This is a genomic window from Pseudomonas gregormendelii (assembly GCF_017114825.1).
GTDB classification, from domain to species: domain Bacteria; phylum Pseudomonadota; class Gammaproteobacteria; order Pseudomonadales; family Pseudomonadaceae; genus Aquipseudomonas; species Aquipseudomonas gregormendelii.
This window is the reverse complement of record NZ_JADEVO010000049.1, coordinates 12114-32495: the sequence shown is the minus strand read 5'-3', so window position 1 is coordinate 32495 and position 20382 is coordinate 12114. Positions and strand designations below refer to the sequence as shown.

Below are 20382 nucleotides of genomic sequence, written 5' to 3'. Positions count from 1 at the left end.
ACGGCCTGGCGTCGTCAGTGTGGACCGCCGACGTCGGCCGCGCGCATCGGTTGTCGGCGCGCCTGCAATACGGCTGCACCTGGGTCAATACGCACTTCATGCTCGTCAGCGAAATGCCCCATGGCGGCCAGAAATTGTCCGGCTATGGCAAGGACATGTCGATGTATGGGCTGGAGGACTACACCGTGGTGCGGCATGTGATGTTCAAGCACTAAAAAAGCATCGCTGGCAAGCCAGCTCCCACAGGGTTGGGGCGTACCCAACCTCTGTGGTCCACAAATCCTGTGGGAGCTGGCTTGCCAGCGATGGCGTCACCTCGGTTTCAAGGCAGAAACCGGCAATACGCTCCACCAGGCACCACCCCAAAGAAGTCAAAACAAAAACCACCGAACCGGGCGCGCTGTCACAGCCACGCCACGGCATCGGACATCCGAAATCTGCCGATTTTCCGGAGCTGACAGACCATGAGTGCATCAACCGATCTCCCCACAGCCGCCGACAGCGATGCCGAGCAGCTACGCAAGCTGGGTTATACCTCCAACTTCAACCGCAGCATGAGCCTGTGGGAAAACTTCGCCCTGGGCTTCACTTATCTATCCCCGGTCGTCGGGGTTTATACCCTGTTCGGCCTGTGCCTGGCCGCCGGTGGACCACCGATGTTCTGGGCCTATTTGCTGGTCGGTTGCGGCCAGTTGCTGGTGTGCCTGATCTTCGGTGAAGTGGTCTCGCAGTTCCCCATTTCCGGCGGCGTCTACCCATGGGCGCGTCGTCTGGTGGGCAAGCGCTGGGCGTGGATGGTCGGCTGGATCTACTCCATCGCGCTGTGCGTAACCATTGCGGCAGTGGCCGTCGGCGCCGGCCCGTACCTGGCGGCCATGCTCGGTTTCGAACCCAGCAACAACACCAACATCATCATCGCGCTGGTGTTGACGCTGTTCGCCACCCTGGTCAACCTCAGCGGCACCAAAGTGCTGGCGCGCATCGCCATGTTCGGCTTCCTGTGCGAGCTGGCAGGCGCGGTGATCGTGGGTGTGTACCTGCTAGTGTTCGAGCGCCATCAACCGCTGAGCGTGCTGTTCAACACCTTCGACATCAGCATCAACGGCTCCTACCTGCCCGCCTTCCTCACCGCCTCGCTGGCGGGTATGTTCCTGTACTACGGCTTCGAGGCCTGCGGCGATGTCGCCGAAGAAACCCCAAACCCGAGCAAGCAGATCCCGGTGGCCATGCGCATGACCATCTACATCGGTGGCATCGCGGCAATGTTTGCCTGCCTGGCACTGATCCTCGCCGTGCCTGACATGCAAGCGGTCATCAATGGCACCGACAAGGACCCGGTCACCACCATCCTCAACAACGCCTTCGGCCCGGTGGGCTCTAAAGTGGTCATGGCCGTGGTGATGGTTTCCTTCATCTCCTGCGTCATCAGCCTGCAAGCGGCGGCGAGTCGCCTGCTGTACTCCTACGCGCGAGATGAAATGGTCATCGGCAGTTCGCTGCTGAAAAAGATTTCTCCTACGACCCAGGTGCCGGTTGCTGCGCTGTTCGTGTCCGGCGTTCTGCCCGCGCTTATCATAGTGCTGGGCTTCTTCCTGCAGGATGCGGTCGCAACGATCGTCAGCTTCGCGGCAATCGGTATTTACCTCGCCTTCCAGATGATCGTGCTGGCGGCGCTGTATGCACGCATGAAAGGCTGGAAGCCGAGTGGCAAATTCACCCTGGGCGCATGGGGCTGGGCGATCAATATCGGCGCGCTGGTCTATGGTGTCGCCGCTATCATCAACATGGCCTGGCCACGCACCCCGGATGCGGCTTGGTACGTCAACTACGCCATGGTATTGAGCACCGCCATCGTCATCGGCCTGGGCCTGCTGTACATGTGGCTCGCCAAACCTTACGACCACGGCACCGCGCCTGCGGGCGATGCCTGGAAAATCAGCCGGTAACGGCTCTCGCCCCGGCACCTGAGCGGGTGCCGGGGTGATTTATCAAACCCCACAAGGATTGAACATGGACATCACCCGCCGCGACTTCCTCAACGGCGTTGCAGTCACTATCGCTGCCGGCATGACGCCACTGCAGATTCTTCAGGCTGCCCCCGATGGACGCTATTACCCACCTGCCCTCACCGGCCTGCGCGGCAGCCACGTTGGCTCCTTCGAAATTGCCCACCAGATGGGCTGGGAGAAAAAGGTCTTCGACACCGACAAGCTGCCCATCACCGAGGAATATGACCTGGTGGTTGTCGGAGGAGGCCTCAGCGGTCTGTCCGCAGCCTGGTTTTACCGTGAGAAACATCCAAAAGCACGCATCCTGATTCTGGAAAACCACGATGACTTTGGCGGTCACGCCAAGCGCAACGAGTTCTCGGCCGGCGGTCGTACAATCATCGGCTACGGCGGCAGCGAAGCCTTCCAGTCGCCCAATCATTTGTACAGCAAGGAGGTGAACGGCCTGCTGAAAAAACTGGGTGTCGACATCAAGCGCTTCGAGACCGCCTTCGACCGCCAGTTCTATCCCGACCTGGGCTTGTCCCGCGCGGTGTTCTTCGACAAGGAAAACTTCGGAGAAGACAAACTGGTCAGCGGCGACCCGACACCGATGGTGGCTGACGACATTGCCCCCGATCAGCTCCATGCCCGTTCCATCACCGACTTCATCAACGACTTCCCGCTGCCGCCAGCCGATCGCCAGGCGCTGATTGCGCTGCACATGACGCCCAAGGACTATCTGGCCGGCAAGACCACCGAGGAAAAAAACGCGCACCTGGAAGCCACCAGCTACCAGGATTTCCTGCTCAAGGACGTAGGACTGTCAGCCCAGGCGGTGAAGTACTTCCAGAGTCGCACTAATGATTTCATGGCGCTGAGCATCGACGCCGTCGCCGCTTCCGACGCCTACTCGGTCGGTTTCCCCGGCTTTAGCGCGATGAATCTGGAACCCATCAGCGAAGAAGCCCGGGCGGAAATGGAAGAGCCCTACATCTACCACTTCCCCGACGGCAACGCATCGCTTGCCCGCCTGCTGGTGCGCAGCCTGATCCCGTCCGTCGCACCGGGACACACCATGGACGATGTGGTCCTCGCCCCGTTCGACTACGCCAGGCTCGATCAGCCCAAGGCCGCCGTGCGCATCCGCCTCAACAGTACGGCGGTCAGCGTACGCAACGTCGGCAATGGCGTGAACGTAGGCTACAGCCGTGGCGGTCAACTCAACCAGGTACGCGGCAAACACTGCATCATGGCCTGCTACAACATGGTCATCCCGTACCTGTTGCGGGACCTGTCAGCCGAGCAGTCGCACGCGCTGAGCCAGAATGTGAAGTTCCCGCTGGTCTACACCAAAGTCGTGATCCGCAACTGGGAGTCGTTCCAGAAGCTGGGCGTGCACGAAATCTATGCCGCGACCCAACCCTACAGCCGCATCAAGCTCGATTACCCGGTCAGCATGGGTGGCTACGACCATCCTCGCGACCCGAAACAACCCATCGGCCTGCACATGGTCTACGTCCCCACCAGCCCCAACAGCGGCATGAACGCCCGCGACCAGGCTCGCGCCGGCCGTGGTCGGCTGTACGGCCAGTCGTTCGAACAACTCGAAGCGCAGCTGCGCGATCAACTGCAACGCATGCTCGGCCCTGGCGGTTTCAACCACCAGACCGACATCCTGGCGATCACGGTCAATCGCTGGTCGCACGGCTACGCCTATTTCTCCAACAGCCTGTATGACGATGCGGATGAAAGCGAAAAACTGATGAACCTGGCGCGTCAGCCAGTGGGTCGAGTCAGCATCGCCAACTCGGACGCGGCGTGGAGCGCTTATGCGCATGCGGCGATTGATGAGGCGTATCGAGCGGTGGGGGAAGTCGGTTGATTGAATGACCTGCCCGTAGAAATGCGGGCACGGTTTTGGGCAGTTCGTTGGTAAATACTGCCCCCCAGCGCCGTTACGCGCAGGAATCGAACTAGCCCTTTTTCTCACACGGCTAGGGAAGGGGGAATCAAACCAAGAGAAATCTATTCAAGCAACAGCTCTGTTTGATCGTGCTTCAGCAAGGATATGCGATAAAACAACGTGCTGTTTTCATCCCGCTTTATATTTAGCATGATCTGGCATAAACGCAAGAAGCTCCTCAAGCCGACTCACATTACTACCACGTTAAAGGTTTTCCTCCACGAAGGGCTCACGTCGGCACTATCAGTTCAACCGAAGGAAAATAGCTGCGGTAACGCTTGGCATCACGAGTCAGCAACGGAAACTCTTTCACAGCGGCATGCGCACCGATGAAAAAATCCGCTAACACGTTACTTTTTCCGCCCCCTACTTTCCTATAGCGAACAAAAGCCTTTGCGGCCAAAAACAATGCGGGACGTGGGACTTCCTGCATCTCCAAACCGAGCAGAGTCACCGCATCATCCAGCGCTTCGAACGTGGTAAATGTATGGGACAGTTCGGCGTAGATTATTGGATTGATGGCCAACTCATGGATCTGGGATTGAGCGCGTAGCTGTTGTATAGACCAATCAGCCCAGACAGGGTCGTCTTCCAGGACATCAATCAACACGTTCGTGTCGACCAATATCATCAGTCCTCACCTCGCAGCAATGCCATCAACTCGTCGGTATTCCATTTGATATCGGCCTTGCCACGCGCCACTTCAAACCGGTCCGGAATGACTGATTTGGCAGGATCAGCTTTTGGTTTGCAACTATGCAGTACCACTTCGCCTTGGGCGTTAACACTGAACTCGATGGCCGAACCAGGCAGAAGACATAGTGCGTCGCGGATGGGCTTGGGAATCGTTACCTGCCCCTTGCTCGTCATTGTCGTCGTCATATTGCGCTCCAGAAGTATTACCAGATCTCAGAAAGTAATACTTAGCTCTCGAGACTGCAACCGCCACTGATCGTAGGAAAATTCTCATCGTTCAGAGGATTCGGCCGCAACTCCCGTCGCGGCCGATCCCATTCTCATCAAAAACGCGACACGGTTCGCATCGCATCCACGAGGTAACGCATGGCGATCCTGTCGCTTTCCGACAGGTCGCGGTATTGCTCCACCAGTTTCATTTCATCCGAACTCAATCGACGCCTTCGACGACTGACATTGAAGCAAGGAAAGATTCCTAACATTTCGGTAATGCCTTGTACTTTCGCCATGGACGATGTCCTTCCATATGTAAGAGAAAACCAAAATACCCATCGCCCCTATCCAATTGTGCAGCCACCGGCCTGAAGGGCAGAAACCGGTCATGCCCATAGAATAGAAAGTTAATCAGCGCTGAAAAGCAGTTTTTAGAGTAATTAGTCGAAAACAGCAGAAATGCCCTCAAATTCAGAACGGTCTGTCAGAAAAGTTAACCGACATTTTTTGTTTCATTGCCGAACTGTCCTAATGCCATCAATCAATTTTGCTCTGCTACCGAACGGTTTAAGCTAAATGGCATCTGTTTAGAGTCCGTTGCGTTTGGCCGAAGGCATGTCCGAACCCCATTTTTGATCCAGCACGTGCCAGGAACGGCGCGGGATTGTTCACGACAGGTTTACTTATGCACCGCAGGAATTTGCTCAAAGCGTCCATGGCCATTGCGGCCTACACTGGCTTGTCCGCTACCGGACTGCTGGCATCCCGGGCTTGGGCCGCTAATGGCACAGCCGATGGCGATGCCCAGGCGTTCGACTTCGAAACACTGAAGATCCAGGCCAAGCAACTTGCCGGGAATCGCTACCAGGACACCAAGCAGGTGCTGCCGCCGACCCTGGCGACCATGACGCCGCAAAATTTCAATGCAATCCGTTACGACGCTGATCACTCGCTGTGGAATGACCTCAACGGTCAGCTCGACGTGCAGTTCTTCCACGTCGGCATGGGGTTCAAGCAGCCCGTGCGCATGTACAGCGTCGATCCCAAGACGCGTCAGGCCCGTGAAGTGCATTTCCGCCCTTCCCTGTTCAATTACGAGAAAACCACGGTCGACACCCAGCAACTCAAGGGCGACCTGGGGTTCTCTGGATTCAAGTTGTTCAAGGCACCCGAGCTGGATCGGCACGACGTGTTGTCATTCCTGGGCGCCAGTTATTTCCGTGCAGTCGACGCGACTGGCCAGTACGGCTTGTCGGCACGCGGCCTGGCGATCGACACCTACGCCAAAAAGCGTGAGGAATTCCCCGATTTCACCAAGTTCTGGTTCGAGACCCCGGACAAGAACAGCACCCGTTTTGTGGTCTACGCCCTGCTGGACTCGCCGAGCGCCACCGGTGCTTATCGGTTCGATATAGACTGCCAGGCCACTCAGGTGGTCATGGCCGTGGACGCTTACATCAACGCCCGCACCGCCATCGAACAACTGGGCATTGCGCCGATGACCAGCATGTTCAGCTGCGGCACCCATGAGCGGCGCATGTGCGACACCATTCATCCGCAGATTCACGACTCCGATCGACTGTCCATGTGGCGCGGCAATGGCGAGTGGATCTGCCGGCCACTGAACAACCCGGCGACCCTGCAATTCAACGCATTTGCCGACACCGACCCCAAGGGCTTCGGCCTGGTGCAGACCGATCACGAGTTCGCCAGTTACCAGGACACTGTCGACTGGTACAGCAAGCGTCCAAGCCTGTGGGTAGAACCTACAACCTCATGGGGCGAAGGCTCTATCGATTTGCTGGAAATTCCTACGACCGGCGAGACTCTGGATAACATTGTCGCGTTCTGGACGCCGAAGAAACCTGTGGCCGCCGGGGACTCGATGAACTACGGCTACAAGCTCTACTGGAGCGCCTTGCCACCGGTGGGCACGCCACTGGCGCGAGTCAATGCGACCCGCTCGGGCATGGGCGGCTTCACCGAGGGCTGGGCGCCGGGCGAGCATTACCCGCAAGTCTGGGCGCGACGGTTTGCCGTGGACTTCAATGGCGGCGGTCTGGATCGCCTGCCGGAGGGCACCGGGATCGAGCCGGTGGTGACGTGTTCGAATGGCGAGGTGAAGGACTTCAGCGTGCTGGTGCTGGATGACATCAAGGGTTTTCGCATTCTCTTTGACTGGTACCCGACCAACGACAGCGTGGAGCCGGTGGAGCTGCGGTTGTTCATCCGTACCAATGACCGGACCTTGAGCGAGACCTGGCTGTATCAGTACTTCCCGCCTGCGCCGGACAAGCGCAAGTACACCTGATGTAGCAAAAATCAAACGTTAAAAAGCCCCGACCCAACCGGCCGGGGCTTTTTGTTTTTACAGCCTCATTCAGTCGCGTAAATCCGACTCATGAATCGGCTGATCCCGATGCGTAGCCCGCTGATATTGCGCGGGCCAGACGGCCTTGCGACCTCCCAGGTCATCATCGGCATGCAGCGGCCAATACGGATCTCGCAACAGCTCCCGCGCCAGGAAAATGATATCCGCCTGGCACGTGCGCAGGATGTGCTCAGCTTGCGCAGGTTCGGTGATCATTCCTACAGTACCCGTTGCGATGCCTGACTCCTTGCGCACTCGCTCGGCGAAGCGGGTCTGGTAACCCGGGCCGATCGGAATTTCCGCGTTGACCGCGGTCCCTCCCGAAGACACGTCAATCAGGTCCACCCCCAGTGCCTGCAGGCGGCGCGCGAGCTCGACGGTCTCATCCGGGTTCCAGCCATCTTCCACCCAGTCGGTGGCCGACACTCGCACAAACAGCGGCAGCTCTTGCGGCCACACCGCCCTTACCGCTTCAGTCACCTGAAGCACCAGGCGAATGCGATTCTCGAACGACCCGCCATATTGATCCCGACGTTGGTTGCTCAGCGGCGACAGGAATTGATGCAGCAGGTAACCATGGGCAGCATGTACCTCCACCACTTTGAAACCGGCCACCAGGGCGCGTTTTGCCGAATCGACAAAGGCCTGGACGATGTCGGCGATGGCCCCCTCATCCAGCTGCGTGGGCTGGGTGTGTTGCGGGTCGAAGGCGATTGGCGAAGGGCCGACAGGCACCCAGCCGCCGTCGTCCGGTTTTACGCTGCCGTGCTTGCCGAGCCACGGCCGATAAGTGCTGGCCTTGCGCCCGGCGTGCGCCAGCTGAATGCCCGCCACCGCGCCCTGGGCGGCGATAAAGCGGGTAATGCGTTGCAAAGGTTCGATCTGTTCGTCATTCCACAGGCCAAGGTCTTCAGCAGTGATACGGCCATCGGCGGTGATGGCCGTGGCTTCGGTAAAAATCAGGCCAGCGCCACCCACCGCGCGGCTGCCAAGGTGAACCAGATGCCAGTCATTGGCCAGGCCATCGACGCTCGAATATTGGCACATGGGTGATACCGCGATGCGGTTGAGCAGGGTTAGCTGGCGCAGCGTGTAGGGTTCAAGCAGCAGACTCATGGGGCACCTCTCAAATCAGTGGGCAGGCTCCAGGGTTCTGTTTGAAAGTCGACGAGTGACAGTAAAGAGATGCAGCACCCGCCCCCGCGGGCAAAAAATTCGACAAGACGTCACAAGGAAAATCAAGCAGTGCTTAGAGCCTAGTCGACAACGGGGGATCGGGGAGGGTTCAGATGTAATGGGTGTCAGAAAGATCGAATCGCGAGCAGGCTCGCTCACACACTGGACATGTGGAGCTCACAAACCCCGGTTCCAGCCTGCCCATACTGGTCACTTGATGGACACAAATCCTGTGGGAGCGAGCCTGCTCGCGATGGGCTCAACGCGGTTCGATGTGGGCAATCATCAACTGCACGGTTTCATTGCCACGGAATTCGTTGAGGTCGAGCTTGTACGCCAGCTCCACCCACTTGATGGTCGGATTGGGCCAGATGTCGCGATCGATCCCGAAGGCGATGCCATCGAGTTTCACCGAGCCGCACTCGCTCCTGAGCACCACCTTGAGGTGACGTTCACCGACCACACGCTGCTCCACCAGCTGGAACACCCCGTGAAACAGCGGCTCGGGGAAATGCTGACCCCATGGGCCGGCATGACGCAGGGCCCGGGCCAGTTCCAGGTGAAACTCCTCGACCGCCAGGGTGCCGTCCGACAGCAGGCGGCCAGTCAGGTCCTCTTCGCGCAGTTGTCGACGCACTTCAGCGTCAAACGCTTCGGCGAACAACGGGAAATTTTCCTCGGGCAGGGTCAGACCCGCCGCCATGGCATGGCCACCATACTTGCTGATCAGTGTCGGATGCTGCGCCGCCACCACGCTCAAGGCGTCACGGATGTGAAACCCCTGCACCGAGCGCCCCGAACCCTTGAGCAGGCCATCACCGGCATCGGCAAAAGCGATGGTCGGACGGAAGTAACGCTCTTTCATCCGCGACGCGAGGATGCCGATCACGCCTTGGTGCCACTCGGGATCGAACAGGCACAAACCGAACGGCATGGACTCCACCGGCAGATCCTTGAGCTGGGCCAGCGCCTCGCGCTGCATGCCCTGCTCGATGGATTTACGGTCCTGGTTCATGCCGTCGAGCTGCACGGCCATTTCCCGGGCCAGGGCCTGGCTGTCGGTCAGCAGGCATTCAATGCCCAGGCTCATGTCATCCAGGCGCCCTGCCGCGTTCAAGCGCGGGCCGACGATGAAACCGAGGTCGGTGGAGGTGATGCGGGCGTGGTCGCGCTTGGCCACTTCGAGAATCGCCTTGACCCCTGGCCGCGCGCGCCCGGCGCGAATCCGCTCAAGGCCCTGATGCACCAGGATCCGGTTATTGGCATCCAGGGGCACCACGTCGGCGACGCTGCCCAGCGCCACCAGGTCCAGCAATTCACCGATGTTCGGCTGCGGTTTGGTCGCATACCAGCCGAGGTCGCGCAACCGCGCCCGCAGGGCCATCAGCACGTAGAAAATCACCCCGACACCCGCCAGCGCCTTGCTCGGGAAAGTGCAACCTGGCTGATTCGGATTGACGATGGCATCGGCCAGCGGCAACTCATCGCCGGGCAAGTGGTGATCGGTGACCAGCACCTGCAGCCCGGCCTTTTTCGCCGCCGCGACGCCTTCAACGCTGGAGATGCCGTTGTCCACGGTGATCAGCAACTGCGGGGTCCGGGTCAACGCCACTTCGACGATTTCCGGCGTCAGGCCGTAGCCGTACTCAAAACGGTTGGGCACCAGATAGTCGACGTGGGCGGCGCCCAGCAGGCGCAGCCCCAGCACGCCTACAGTGCTGGCGGTCGCGCCATCGGCATCGAAGTCGCCAACGATCAGGATGCGCTGGCGCTGCTCCAGGGCAGTCACCAGCAACTCCACCGCTGCGTCGATGCCCTTGAGTTGCTGGAACGGGATCAGCCGCGCCAGGCTCTTGTCCAGTTCGGCCTCGGACTGCACGCCCCGTGCCGCGTACAAGCGGGTCAACAGGGGCGGGATATCACCGAGAAAAGGCAGGATGTCGGGCAGCTGGCGAGGTTCGATGCGCATGGGGTGACGGGTGCTTCTCTTGAATACTTAGGAAAAAAACCGATTATCGCGACAGGCCCAGGCCAATCAGCCGCGTTCGCCGCTCAGCCACTGCAGCTGGACTTCGTGCTGACCACGGTCGTCGGTCACAAAAATTGTCCCTTCGCTGATCATCACGTCCCACTTGATGACGCGGGGCATGTCCTTGGCCAGGGTCTCGAGAACTTCCTGCGGAACAGCAGCGATGTGCACGTTTTTCAGGTTCTTGATCGCCGGGATCACCTTGGTTTCCCAGACCCGCAGGCTGCCGTAGGCCAGCAGGCTGGTGCGCTCGGTGCGACGCGAGCACCAGGTCAGGCGATCGGCGTCTGGCTGGCCGACTTCGATCCAGTGCAGAACGCGATCGTCCAGGCTCTTTTCCCACAGGGCAGGCTCATCTACGTCCGACAGACCGCGACCGAAAGACAGCTGCTCGTTGTACCAGAAGGCGTAGGCAAGCAGTCGCACAGTCATGCGCTCTTCAGTTTCCGAAGGGTGACGGGCGATGGTCTGCTTCACGCTCTCGTAAACGCTGCGGTCGAGGTCGGTAAGGTTCAGTTCAAACTTGTAGGTCGTGGACGGCTGGGCCATGAACGGGCTTCTTGATACGAGGAAAGGCGGCAAGTCTAACCGATGCGACCACCAATCAACGAATTGTAGCGATGAACCTTGGGCGACTGACGCCGGGCTATGCTAAAACGCTCTACCAGCCAGCCTTTGTCCTACAGGATCCAGCATGCCGTTCACCGCCAAACCGCTCTCAGGTCTGAAAGTCATCGAATTGGGTACCCTGATCGCCGGGCCCTTTGCGTCGCGGATTTGCGGCGAGTTCGGCGCTGAGGTGATCAAGGTCGAATCGCCCGATGGCGGTGATCCCTTGCGCAAATGGCGCAAAATCTATGAAGGCACCTCGCTGTGGTGGTTCGTCCAGGCGCGCAATAAAAAGTCCCTGACGCTGAACCTCAAGCACCCCGAGGGCCTGGCCGTCCTGAAAAAACTGCTCGGCGAAGCAGACATCCTCATCGAGAACTTCCGCCCCGGCGTCCTGGAAAAGCTTGGCCTGGGCTGGGATGTCCTGCACGCCTTGAACCCCAAGCTGGTGATGGTGCGGCTGTCGGGATTCGGGCAGACAGGGCCAATGAAAGATCAGCCAGGGTTTGGTGCGGTTGGCGAGTCCATGGGCGGTCTGCGTTACATCACCGGCTTCGAGGATCGCCCCCCCGTGCGCACCGGCATTTCCATTGGTGACTCGATCGCCGCCCTCTGGGGCGTGATCGGCGCGCTGATGGCGTTGCGTCATCGTGAGGTCAACGGTGGCCAGGGCCAGGTAGTGGACGTGGCATTGTATGAAGCGATCTTCGCCATGATGGAAAGCATGGTGCCGGAGTTCGACGTGTTCGGCTTCATCCGCGAACGTACCGGCAACATCATGCCGGGCATCACGCCCTCCTCGATCCACACCAGCGCCGACGGCAAGCACGTGCAGATCGGCGCCAACGGCGATGCGATCTTCAAGCGCTTCATGCTGATCATCGGCCGCGAGGACCTGGCCAATGACCCAATCCTGGCCAGCAACGACGGGCGCGATACCCGGCGCGACGAGCTCTACGGGGTCATCGACCGCTGGGCCAACTCACTGCCCCTGGACGCCATCATCGAGCAACTGAATCAGGCCGAAGTACCGGCCAGCCGAATCTTCAGTGCCGAAGACATGTTCGCGGACCCGCAATACCTGGCCCGGGAGATGTTCCTCCAGGCCAAACTGCCAGATGGCAAAGACTTCAAGATGCCCGGGATCGTCCCAAAACTCTCCGAGACCCCGGGATCCGCAGAATGGGTCGGCCCCCAACTGGGCGAACACAACTCGCAGGTACTCAACGACCTTGGCTACGACCAGGCCCAGATCACCAAACTGCGTGAAGACGGAGCCATTTAACCTCAAACGCCTGTTGCCACCCGCCCCGCACAACCGCCTGGCCCTGGCGGCTCCTGCGTTACTGGCCGGGCTGGTCTCGCCCAACCTCGCGCAGGCCAGGGACACGCTGATCTAGGTGCTGCGCGACTTCCACCATGGCAATGTGGCCACCGGCAGCCTGAAGGACACTCGAGCATTTTTCCAGCACCCGGCGCTGCCGTGACAAATCGCAGGCAAAAAGAAACCCCGAGAAGTGGGGAGACGACTCGGGGTTAAACGTGGCCTACATAAAGACCAGTAACAGCAAGCCGCAAGCACCGGAGCACAATGCTTGTTCCTGCTGTTACATACTCTGACTGGCGATCCCGGGATTAGGTTCCCGCAAGATGCAATTCAATTTCGACTGGCGAGCAGCTTGTCCTGTGCAGCGTTGCGCAACGCCGCGATAACACAAGGTTCCAGACGACCTTCGGCAATCATCAAGTCGCGGCGCAAACCGTCGACCACGTCCGTGAGCAAGCGCTTGTCGCTCAACTGAGCCTGGTTGAAAGCCCGTTCGACCACGATCGCGCCGGTTGAACTCTTCAGAGTCACCAGGCATTCACCGTGCAGACCCGATGGGGTCAGCGTGACTTGATACGGGCTCAGCGCCTCTGCGAGCAATAGACTGATACTTTCCAAATCGATCACCACTCATTAGTCCGAAAACAAAGTGCCTGGGGCAGGTCTACTGTAAATGACCATCGGCCTCAGAAGAAAGTTCTGAATGGTATCCGCAGGGACGTCGACGCCTCTGCTAGTTGAAGCATGCATGACGAAGATGACAGGAAAAAAACAGCGGCGCAGTGCATGAACAAAAAAGCCCGTCAGAAGACGGGCTTTTCAGTTCGAGGCTTTGACCCTTACAGCGGTTTACCGCGATTGCCATGCTGGCTGACGAACGCCTGGACGGCTTTCAGGTCATTGGGCAGCACGGTGCAGCGCTCATCGCGCTCGAACAGGTCGGTCAGGTGCACCGGCAGTTCCAGGGCCTTGCCGACGCCGGCCTTCAGCACCGCATCCGGGAACTTGACCGGGTGCGCAGTGCCCAGGATCACCATCGGGATGTCCAGGCTGCGACGGCACTCGCGGGCGGCCTTGACGCCGATCGCGGTGTGCGGGTCGAGCAACTCGCCAGTCTGTTCGTAGACTTCGGCAATCGTTTCGCACGTTTGTGCGTCGTCTACGGCCAGGGAGTCGAACAGCTTGCGCGCTTCGCTCCAGCGTTCTTCTTCGACGCTGAAACCGCCACCTTGCTTGAAGCTGTCCATCAGCCCGGCAATCGCCGCACCGTTACGACCGTGCAAGTCGAACAGCAGGCGTTCGAAGTTCGACGACACCATGATGTCCATCGACGGCGACAGCGTGGCGTGCAGGGTTTCCTTGACGTACTGGTTGCCGCTCATGAAGCGGTGGAGGATGTCGTTGCGGTTGGTGGCGACGATCAACTGGTTGATCGGCAGGCCCATGTTGCGCGCCAGGTAGCCGGCGAAGATGTCGCCGAAGTTACCGGTAGGCACCGAGAACGATACCGAACGGGCCGGCCCGCCCAACTGCAGGGACGCGTGGAAGTAGTAAACGATCTGGGCCATGATCCGCGCCCAGTTGATCGAGTTCACGGCCACCAGGCGAGTGCCTTTGAGGAAGCTCTGGTCAGCGAAGCTGGCCTTGACCATTTCCTGGCAGTCGTCGAAGTTGCCTTCAATGGCGATGTTGTGGATGTTCTCGCCGAAGATGGTGGTCATCTGCCGACGCTGTACTTCGGACACGCGGTTGTGCGGGTGCAGGATGAAGATGTCGACGTTTTCGCAGTGCTTGCAGCCTTCGATGGCGGCCGAGCCGGTGTCGCCGGAAGTTGCACCGACGATGACCACGCGCTCACCGCGTTTTTCCAGCACGTAGTCGAGCAGACGCCCGAGCAGCTGCAGGGCGAAGTCCTTGAACGCCAGGGTCGGGCCGTGGAACAGTTCCAGAACCCACTCGTTGCCGTTCAACTGACGCAGTGGCGCCACGGCGCTGTGCGAAAACACGCCGTAGGTTTCTTCCAGGATCTTCTTGAAATCCGCATCGGGAATGCTGCCGGTCACGAACGGGCGCATCACCCGGAAAGCCAGTTCGTGATACGGCAGGCCGGCCCAGGAAGCGATTTCTTCCTGGGTGAAACGTGGCAGGTTTTCCGGGACGTACAGACCGCCGTCGGTGGCGAGACCGGCCAGCAGGACATCTTCGAAATTCAGGGCCGGTGCCTGGCCGCGGGTACTGATATAACGCATGACTGGCTCCAATAGACAGTGTTCGCAAACCCGGGCCCGCACGCGAGCCCGGTGAACGATAACGGCTTAGTTCAGGTGCTCGACGCGGATCCGTACAACCGGACTGACCACGCCCGCCAAGGCTTCCAGGGCAGCGATAGCATCATTCATGTGCTGTTCCAGCACACGGTGAGTCAGCAGGATCATCGGCACCAGGCCGTCATGCTCTTCGACTTCTTTCTGCATGATCGATTCGATGTTGATGCCGCGCTCCGACAGGATGCTCGCCACCTGGGCCAGTACGCCCGGGTGGTCCTTGGCTTGAATCCGCAGGTAGTAGGCACTTTCGCAAGCTTCGATCGGCAGGATCGGGTGGGCCGACAGCGAGTCCGGCTGGAAGGCCAGGTGCGGCACACGATTCTCCGGGTCGGAGGTCATGGCGCGCACCACGTCCACCAGGTCGGCGATCACCGACGAGGCAGTCGGCTCCATGCCAGCACCAGCGCCATAGAACAGGGTCGAACCGGCAGCATCACCGTTGACCATCACAGCGTTCATCACACCATTGACGTTGGCGATCAGGCGATCGGCCGGAATCAGCGTCGGGTGCACGCGCAGCTCGATACCCGCTGCAGTGCTACGGGCGACACCCAGGTGCTTGATGCGATAGCCCAGCGCTTCGGCGTAGTTCACGTCAGCGGTGGTCAGCTTGGTGATGCCTTCGGTGTAGGCCTTGTCGAATTGCAGCGGAATGCCAAACGCGATGGAGGCCAGGATCGTCAGCTTGTGGGCTGCATCGATGCCTTCGACGTCGAAGGTCGGATCGGCTTCGGCGTAACCCAGCGCCTGCGCCTCGGCGAGCACGTCTTCGAAGGTGCGACCCTTCTCGCGCATTTCCGTGAGAATGAAGTTGCCAGTGCCATTGATGATACCGGCGACCCAATTGATGCGGTTGGCCGACAGGCCTTCACGGATCGCCTTGATCACCGGGATGCCACCGGCCACTGCTGCTTCGAACGCCACGATCACGCCTTTCTCGCGTGCCTTGGCGAAGATTTCGTTACCGTGAACGGCAATCAGTGCCTTGTTCGCGGTGACCACATGCTTGCCATTCTCGATGGCCTTGAGTACCAGCTCGCGGGCAACGGTGTAGCCGCCCATCAGCTCTATGACGATGTCGATCTCAGGGTTCGTGGCCACTTCGAAGACATCGTTGGTAATCGCAATACCGGTCGTTTGGAACTGAGGCTTTGGCGTGCGCATGGCAATTTGTGCCACTTCGATCCCACGCCCGGCACGACGAGCAATTTCCTCGGCGTTGCGCTGAAGTACGTTGAAGGTACCGCCACCGACGGTTCCTAACCCACAGATGCCTACTTTGACCGGTTTCACTGTGAACTCCCCATAAAACGGCCGACGCAAGGTCGGCCGTGAAAACAACCGCATGCTCGCGGTTCTCTATTAATGGCCCGACGCAACTGCCGCCGGACCATGATCGTCAAAGGCTGACCGTGACGATGCGAATTTACTTCGCGCCCAGCGCCAGTTTGGCGACTTGTGGCGCAGGCTGGTAGCCCGGAATGACCTGGCCATCAGCCAAAACGATAGCCGGTGTACCGTTCACGCCGATCGACTGACCGAGCGCGAACTGCTTGGAAACCGGGTTCTCGCACTTGGCGGCCTTGATTTCCTTACCGTCGACCATCTTGTCCATGGCCGCTTTCTTGTCCTTGGAGCACCAGACCGCCTGCAGCTGTTCGTCGCCCGGTGAGCCCAGGCCCTGGCGCGGGAACGCGACATAACGCACTTCGATGCCACGCTTGTTCAGCTCAGGCACTTCGGCGTGCAGCTTGTGGCAGTACGGGCAGGTGGTGTCGGTGAATACGGTGATGTGCGACTTGGTTTCGCCGATGGCCGGGTAGACCACGGTTTCAGCGACCGGAATGGCATTGACCAGCTTGGAAACGCCCAGGCGCTCGGTTTTCTCGGTCAGGTTGACCGGCTTGCCGTCCTTGAGCTGGAACAGGTAGCCCTGAACCACGTACTGGCCATCGGCGCTGGCATAGAGCACCCGGCTGCCCTGCAACCTGACTTCGTACAGGCCTGCCAGGGGGCTGGCGGAGATGCTTTCTACCGGAACCTCAAGCTGGAGGTTCTCCAGGCTTTTACGAATGGCTTTATCGGCCGCGTCATCGGCGACGGCAAAGGTGCTGACCAACGCAATGGCTGCGGCGGCGAAAATCTGGGTCAGACGCATGAGAACTCCTGAAGGCGGACAAATGGGACGATCAGAACGCCCGTGCCAAGGCACCGGGTCACAACCGCCCACCGTGCAAACCGGCAAAGCCTACCACATAAGGCTCGTGGGGCCGAATGCGCCTGACGCAAGACATTGCCGGGCCCTGTAGGAGCGAGCTTGCTCGCGATGGTCGTTAACGATAACGCACGCTCTCTGGTTCAACGCGGTGCTATTGAGACCATCGCGAGCAAGCTCGCTCCTACAGGATTTGCGTCAACCTCTGGGATGGTGTTTGGCGTGCAGGTCCTGCAGGCGGGCACGGGCGACGTGGGTGTAGATCTGGGTAGTCGACAGGTCGCTGTGGCCGAGCAACATCTGCACCACCCGCAGGTCAGCGCCGTGGTTGAGCAGGTGCGTAGCAAACGCGTGGCGCAGGGTGTGCGGCGACAGCGACTTGCCGATACCGGCCACCTTCGCCTGGTGCTTGATGCGATGCCAGAACGTCTGGCGGGTCATCTGCTCACCGCGCAGGCTGGGAAACAGCACATCACTGGGACGCCCGCCGAGCAACTCGCTTCGAGCGTCGCGCATGTAGCGCTCGATCCAGACAATCGCCTCCTCCCCCATCGGCACCAGCCGCTCCTTGCTGCCCTTGCCCATCACCCGCAGCACGCCCTGGCGCAGGTTGACCTGCTCCAGGGTCAGGCTGATCAGCTCCGTTACCCGCAAGCCACAGGCATACAGCACCTCGAGCATGGCGCGGTCGCGCTGGCCGATGGCCTCGCTCAGGTCCGGCGCTTTCAACAGCGCCTCGACATCGGCCTCTGACAAGGATTTGGGCAATGGCCTGCCGAGTTGCGGCATGTCGATACGCAAGGTCGGGTCGACAGCGATCAACTTTTCCCGCAGCAAATAGCGATAAAAGCCACGCACTCCCGAGAGGAACCGCGCCGTGGACCGTGGCTTGTAGTTCTGCTCCAGGCGCCAGGCCAGGTGATCGAGGATCAACTCGCGGCCGGCGTTGATCAACTCCAGGCCCTTCTCCTGCAGCCAGCCGTTGAACAAGGCCAGGTCACTGCGATACGCATCGCGCGTGTTGTCCGACAGCCCTTTCTCCAGCCACAACGCGTCGAGAAATTGGTCTATCAATGGATGTTCGATGGCGGGCATAAAGGCTCAGGTGACAGATAAACTGTCGGTAAGTCTTTCATAGACTGCTGGGGGTTTATAGAACCTGATGTCAACGCGCTGCCTGGTCGATCGATTCGCGTGCAAGTCGGATGGCCGCATCGCACGCTCCCACCCGTAAATCGCAGGCAACAAAAAAGCAGCCCGCAGGCTGCTTTTTTTGCATCGGAAGCTGGACTTAAGCCAGTTTTTCCTTGATGCGAGCTGCTTTACCGGACAGGTCACGCAGGTAGTACAGCTTGGCTTTACGTACGTCACCGCGACGTTTAACGGCCATGCTGTCGATTTGCGGGCTGTAGGTCTGGAAAGTACGCTCTACGCCAACACCGTTGGAGATTTTACGAACGGTGAAAGCACTGTTTACGCCGCGGTTACGCTTGGCGATTACAACACCTTCGAACGCTTGCAGACGCGAACGGTCGCCTTCCTTCACTTTCACCTGAACGACAATGGTGTCGCCCGGGGCAAAGGTAGGGATCTCTTTGGTCATCTGCTCTGCTTCGAGTGCAAGGATGATTTTGTTAGTCATGCTGTGCTCCTAAGGTAAATCAACGGACTTACCATCGATACGTTGTTAACTATCGTCCCGCTCGCGGATGTATTCCTCGAGCAGCTTCTTCTCTTCTCCAGAAAGCGAGCGGCTTTCCAGAAGATCGGCGCGTCGTTCAAAGGTCCTACCAAGGGACTGCTGTAAACGCCAACGCCGGATATGCGCGTGATTGCCACTTAGCAACACGTCGGGAACACGCTGATCCGCATACACCTCAGGTCGGGTGTAGTGCGGGCAATCCAGCAAACCATCCGTAAAGGAATCTTCCTCGGCGGAGTCCGCATGCCCTAAAGCTCCAGGCAGCAGTCGTGTAACCGCATCGATCAGGACCATCGCCGGCAGCTCGCCGCCAGACAGTACATAGTCGCCAATCGACCACTCTTCATCGACATGAGCCTCTATAAAACGCTCGTCAATGCCTTCATAGCGGCCGGCAATCAGGATCAATGCATCCAAATTCGCCAACTCGCGTACCGCCGACTGTGTCAGTTGACGGCCTTGGGGGGACAGGTAAATCACCTTCGCCGCCTCCCCGGCTGCTGCCTTGGCCTGAACCAGAGCATCTTCCAGGGGCTTGATCTTCATCACCATGCCCGGGCCACCGCCAAATGGGCGATCGTCCACAGTGTGATGTCGATCCGTCGTGTAGTCTCGCGGATTCCAACAGGTGAGCTGCAACAGCCCCTGTTTCACCGCACGACTGGTGATGCCGTACTCGCTGATGGCGGAGAACATCTCGGGAAACAAACTGATCACTTCTACGCGCAAGTTAGCCACGCTTAGAAGTCCGCATCCCATTCCACCTTCATCTCGCCTGCGGCAAGGTCAACGGCCAACACGCATTGCTCCGTATAGGGCAACAGGCGTTCGCGATCGTCCAGGCTGCCAGCGCAAGGCTTGACCACCATTACATCATTGGCGCCGGTTTCCAGAAGATGATCGATCTTCCCGAGCAATTGCCCCAGTTGATCAATAACCTTCAGACCTTCGAGCTGGTACCAGTAGTACTCGCCGTCGGTCAATTCAGGGAACAGGTTGCGCGGCACACAGATCTCATAACCGGCCAGAAGACGAGCTTCTTCACGGTCATCAAGACCTTTGAGCTTTGCGACCAGGAACTTGTCGTTCCCGCGTCCACTGACCAGCTCAACCTGTTTCACATTGCCTTCGCGCTTGAGCGTCCAGGTTTTGTACTGCAACAGGTTTTCAGTCGGATCAGTAAAGGAATACACCTTCACTTCGCCGCGAACGCCATGAACAGAGTAGATCTTGCCGATAACGATCAAATCATCAGCAACAGCAGGCGTCGCGTTCATATTGCTCAGGCCGCAGCCTTAGCCGAGTCCTTCAGCAACTGAGCAACACGCTCAGAAGGCTGTGCACCAACGCTCAGCCAGTAGGCTACGCGCTCTTGGTTCACGGACAGACGGACTTCTTGACCACGAGCAACAGGGTTGAAGAAACCAACCTGTTCCTTGTGCGAACCGTCGCGCGGGTTGCGGCTGTCGGTTACGGTCAAGTGGTAAAACGGGCGCTTTTTGGAGCCGCCAAGGGCAAGACGGATTGTTAGCATGTGAACATCGTTCCTGTAGTCGGTGCTGCAAATCTAAAGGCACAGCGGGCATAGGTGCCCGAAAGGCCGCATATTCTAAGGAATATCCGGACTTTTGCAAATGTCTTTTTCCGGCGGCCTATCGGACGCCATGCAGATTTGCTATAGAGCCGTCGTTTAAAACGGCCAGTCAGCTCCCGCCAAGTGCGGGTTTGCTGTTGATCCCACATCGCTGTGGGCAGCGCAAGGG

The 20382-nt window shown here is 59.2% G+C and carries 21 protein-coding genes; 6 read left to right on the top strand and 15 right to left on the bottom strand.

All coding sequences use genetic code 11. From position 1 onward, the window contains the following. The 3 genes from IMW75_RS24240 to IMW75_RS24230 all read left to right on the top strand — a co-directional run. The coding region (locus IMW75_RS24240) for an aldehyde dehydrogenase family protein (RefSeq protein WP_205892177.1) at positions 1-215 on the top strand (215 nt) is incomplete at its 5' end. Positions 216-464: 249 nt separating this feature from the next. Continuing rightward, the gene (locus IMW75_RS24235) at positions 465-1946 is read left to right on the top strand and encodes an APC family permease (protein WP_045061015.1); all 1482 of its coding nucleotides are present in this window, start codon (positions 465-467) and stop codon (positions 1944-1946) included. A 64-nt stretch (positions 1947-2010) separates the two neighbouring features. Further along, on the top strand, positions 2011-3873 hold the full coding sequence (locus IMW75_RS24230) for an NAD(P)-binding protein (RefSeq protein ID WP_205893967.1): 1863 nt from the start codon (positions 2011-2013) through the stop codon (positions 3871-3873). A 310-nt stretch (positions 3874-4183) separates the two neighbouring features. Here the strand turns inward: IMW75_RS24230 and IMW75_RS24225 are convergent, their stop codons facing one another. The 3 genes from IMW75_RS24225 to IMW75_RS24215 form a co-directional block, all read right to left on the bottom strand. Continuing rightward, entirely contained in the window at positions 4184-4585 is a 402-nt protein-coding gene (locus tag IMW75_RS24225) for a type II toxin-antitoxin system VapC family toxin (protein ID WP_205893966.1), read from the bottom strand. Next, positions 4585-4836 (bottom strand): AbrB/MazE/SpoVT family DNA-binding domain-containing protein, encoded by a 252-nt coding sequence (locus tag IMW75_RS24220; protein WP_205893965.1) that lies wholly within the window; start codon positions 4834-4836, stop codon positions 4585-4587. The genes IMW75_RS24225 and IMW75_RS24220 overlap by 1 nt, the downstream gene beginning before the upstream one ends. A 137-nt stretch (positions 4837-4973) precedes the next feature. Beyond that, entirely contained in the window at positions 4974-5159 is a 186-nt protein-coding gene (locus IMW75_RS24215; RefSeq protein WP_045061012.1) for a hypothetical protein, read from the bottom strand. A 389-nt stretch (positions 5160-5548) separates the two neighbouring features. Between IMW75_RS24215 and IMW75_RS24210 the strand changes: the two genes are divergently transcribed. Next, positions 5549-7174: a glucan biosynthesis protein D gene (locus IMW75_RS24210; RefSeq protein ID WP_205893964.1), complete on the top strand. Its 1626-nt coding sequence runs from the start codon at positions 5549-5551 to the stop codon at positions 7172-7174. Positions 7175-7243: 69 nt separating this feature from the next. Here the strand turns inward: IMW75_RS24210 and IMW75_RS24205 are convergent, their stop codons facing one another. The 3 genes from IMW75_RS24205 to IMW75_RS24195 form a co-directional block, all read right to left on the bottom strand. Further along, on the bottom strand, positions 7244-8350 hold the full coding sequence (locus IMW75_RS24205; RefSeq protein ID WP_045059136.1) for an NADH:flavin oxidoreductase/NADH oxidase: 1107 nt from the start codon (positions 8348-8350) through the stop codon (positions 7244-7246). Positions 8351-8669: 319 nt separating this feature from the next. After that, positions 8670-10379: a single-stranded-DNA-specific exonuclease RecJ gene (recJ, locus tag IMW75_RS24200; RefSeq protein WP_122837645.1), complete on the bottom strand. Its 1710-nt coding sequence runs from the start codon at positions 10377-10379 to the stop codon at positions 8670-8672. A gap of 66 nt (positions 10380-10445) precedes the next feature. Beyond that, positions 10446-10988 carry a YaeQ family protein gene (locus tag IMW75_RS24195; RefSeq protein ID WP_007897614.1) on the bottom strand — a complete coding sequence of 181 codons (543 nt, stop codon included), beginning with the start codon at positions 10986-10988 and terminating at the stop codon, positions 10446-10448. Positions 10989-11133: 145 nt separating this feature from the next. Between IMW75_RS24195 and IMW75_RS24190 the strand changes: the two genes are divergently transcribed. Together IMW75_RS24190 and IMW75_RS27210 are read left to right on the top strand one after the other, a co-directional pair. Continuing rightward, on the top strand, positions 11134-12333 hold the full coding sequence (locus IMW75_RS24190) for a CaiB/BaiF CoA transferase family protein (RefSeq protein ID WP_045059138.1): 1200 nt from the start codon (positions 11134-11136) through the stop codon (positions 12331-12333). Then, positions 12314-12448, top strand: a complete 135-nt coding sequence (locus IMW75_RS27210) for a hypothetical protein (protein WP_269082889.1) — start codon at positions 12314-12316, stop codon at positions 12446-12448. Before IMW75_RS24190 ends, IMW75_RS27210 begins: the two co-directional genes overlap by 20 nt. 257 nt (positions 12449-12705) lie before the next feature. Here the strand turns inward: IMW75_RS27210 and IMW75_RS24185 are convergent, their stop codons facing one another. From IMW75_RS24185 to rpsP, 9 genes are all read right to left on the bottom strand, one after another. Next, entirely contained in the window at positions 12706-12993 is a 288-nt protein-coding gene (locus IMW75_RS24185; protein WP_045059146.1) for a DUF3509 domain-containing protein, read from the bottom strand. A gap of 221 nt (positions 12994-13214) precedes the next feature. Beyond that, entirely contained in the window at positions 13215-14624 is a 1410-nt protein-coding gene (thrC, locus tag IMW75_RS24180; protein WP_045059139.1) for a threonine synthase, read from the bottom strand. 66 nt (positions 14625-14690) lie between these two features. After that, positions 14691-15995, bottom strand: a complete 1305-nt coding sequence (locus IMW75_RS24175) for a homoserine dehydrogenase (RefSeq protein ID WP_045059147.1) — start codon at positions 15993-15995, stop codon at positions 14691-14693. 133 nt (positions 15996-16128) lie between these two features. After that, a complete protein-coding gene (dsbC, locus tag IMW75_RS24170) occupies positions 16129-16860 on the bottom strand; it encodes a bifunctional protein-disulfide isomerase/oxidoreductase DsbC (RefSeq protein WP_205893963.1) in 732 nt (243 codons plus the stop codon). Positions 16861-17115: 255 nt separating this feature from the next. Next, positions 17116-18012: a site-specific tyrosine recombinase XerD gene (gene xerD / locus IMW75_RS24165; RefSeq protein ID WP_045059141.1), complete on the bottom strand. Its 897-nt coding sequence runs from the start codon at positions 18010-18012 to the stop codon at positions 17116-17118. A gap of 196 nt (positions 18013-18208) precedes the next feature. Continuing rightward, positions 18209-18559, bottom strand: a complete 351-nt coding sequence (rplS, locus tag IMW75_RS24160) for a 50S ribosomal protein L19 (RefSeq protein WP_003175895.1) — start codon at positions 18557-18559, stop codon at positions 18209-18211. 45 nt (positions 18560-18604) lie between these two features. Further along, entirely contained in the window at positions 18605-19378 is a 774-nt protein-coding gene (trmD, locus tag IMW75_RS24155; RefSeq protein WP_154503229.1) for a tRNA (guanosine(37)-N1)-methyltransferase TrmD, read from the bottom strand. Beyond that, complete coding sequence (rimM, locus tag IMW75_RS24150; protein WP_008014731.1) at positions 19360-19896, bottom strand: ribosome maturation factor RimM; 537 nt, start codon at positions 19894-19896, stop codon at positions 19360-19362. Before rimM ends, trmD begins: the two co-directional genes overlap by 19 nt. A gap of 5 nt (positions 19897-19901) precedes the next feature. After that, on the bottom strand, positions 19902-20153 hold the full coding sequence (gene rpsP, locus IMW75_RS24145; protein ID WP_045059142.1) for a 30S ribosomal protein S16: 252 nt from the start codon (positions 20151-20153) through the stop codon (positions 19902-19904). Positions 20154-20382 lie beyond the last annotated feature (229 nt).

Coding starts and splice junctions, on each gene's coding strand:
- IMW75_RS24235 (WP_045061015.1), top strand. CDS start 465: ATGAGTGCATCAACCGATCTCCCCACAGCCGCCGACAGCGATGCCGAG.
- IMW75_RS24230 (WP_205893967.1), top strand. CDS start 2,011: ATGGACATCACCCGCCGCGACTTCCTCAACGGCGTTGCAGTCACTATC.
- IMW75_RS24225 (WP_205893966.1), bottom strand. CDS start 4,585: ATGATATTGGTCGACACGAACGTGTTGATTGATGTCCTGGAAGACGAC.
- IMW75_RS24220 (WP_205893965.1), bottom strand. CDS start 4,836: ATGACGACGACAATGACGAGCAAGGGGCAGGTAACGATTCCCAAGCCC.
- IMW75_RS24215 (WP_045061012.1), bottom strand. CDS start 5,159: ATGGCGAAAGTACAAGGCATTACCGAAATGTTAGGAATCTTTCCTTGC.
- IMW75_RS24210 (WP_205893964.1), top strand. CDS start 5,549: ATGCACCGCAGGAATTTGCTCAAAGCGTCCATGGCCATTGCGGCCTAC.
- IMW75_RS24205 (WP_045059136.1), bottom strand. CDS start 8,350: ATGAGTCTGCTGCTTGAACCCTACACGCTGCGCCAGCTAACCCTGCTC.
- recJ (WP_122837645.1), bottom strand. CDS start 10,379: ATGCGCATCGAACCTCGCCAGCTGCCCGACATCCTGCCTTTTCTCGGT.
- IMW75_RS24195 (WP_007897614.1), bottom strand. CDS start 10,988: ATGGCCCAGCCGTCCACGACCTACAAGTTTGAACTGAACCTTACCGAC.
- IMW75_RS24190 (WP_045059138.1), top strand. CDS start 11,134: ATGCCGTTCACCGCCAAACCGCTCTCAGGTCTGAAAGTCATCGAATTG.
- thrC (WP_045059139.1), bottom strand. CDS start 14,624: ATGCGTTATATCAGTACCCGCGGCCAGGCACCGGCCCTGAATTTCGAA.
- dsbC (WP_205893963.1), bottom strand. CDS start 16,860: ATGCGTCTGACCCAGATTTTCGCCGCCGCAGCCATTGCGTTGGTCAGC.
- xerD (WP_045059141.1), bottom strand. CDS start 18,012: ATGCCCGCCATCGAACATCCATTGATAGACCAATTTCTCGACGCGTTG.
- rplS (WP_003175895.1), bottom strand. CDS start 18,559: ATGACTAACAAAATCATCCTTGCACTCGAAGCAGAGCAGATGACCAAA.
- trmD (WP_154503229.1), bottom strand. CDS start 19,378: ATGGGATGCGGACTTCTAAGCGTGGCTAACTTGCGCGTAGAAGTGATC.
- rimM (WP_008014731.1), bottom strand. CDS start 19,896: ATGAACGCGACGCCTGCTGTTGCTGATGATTTGATCGTTATCGGCAAG.
- rpsP (WP_045059142.1), bottom strand. CDS start 20,153: ATGCTAACAATCCGTCTTGCCCTTGGCGGCTCCAAAAAGCGCCCGTTT.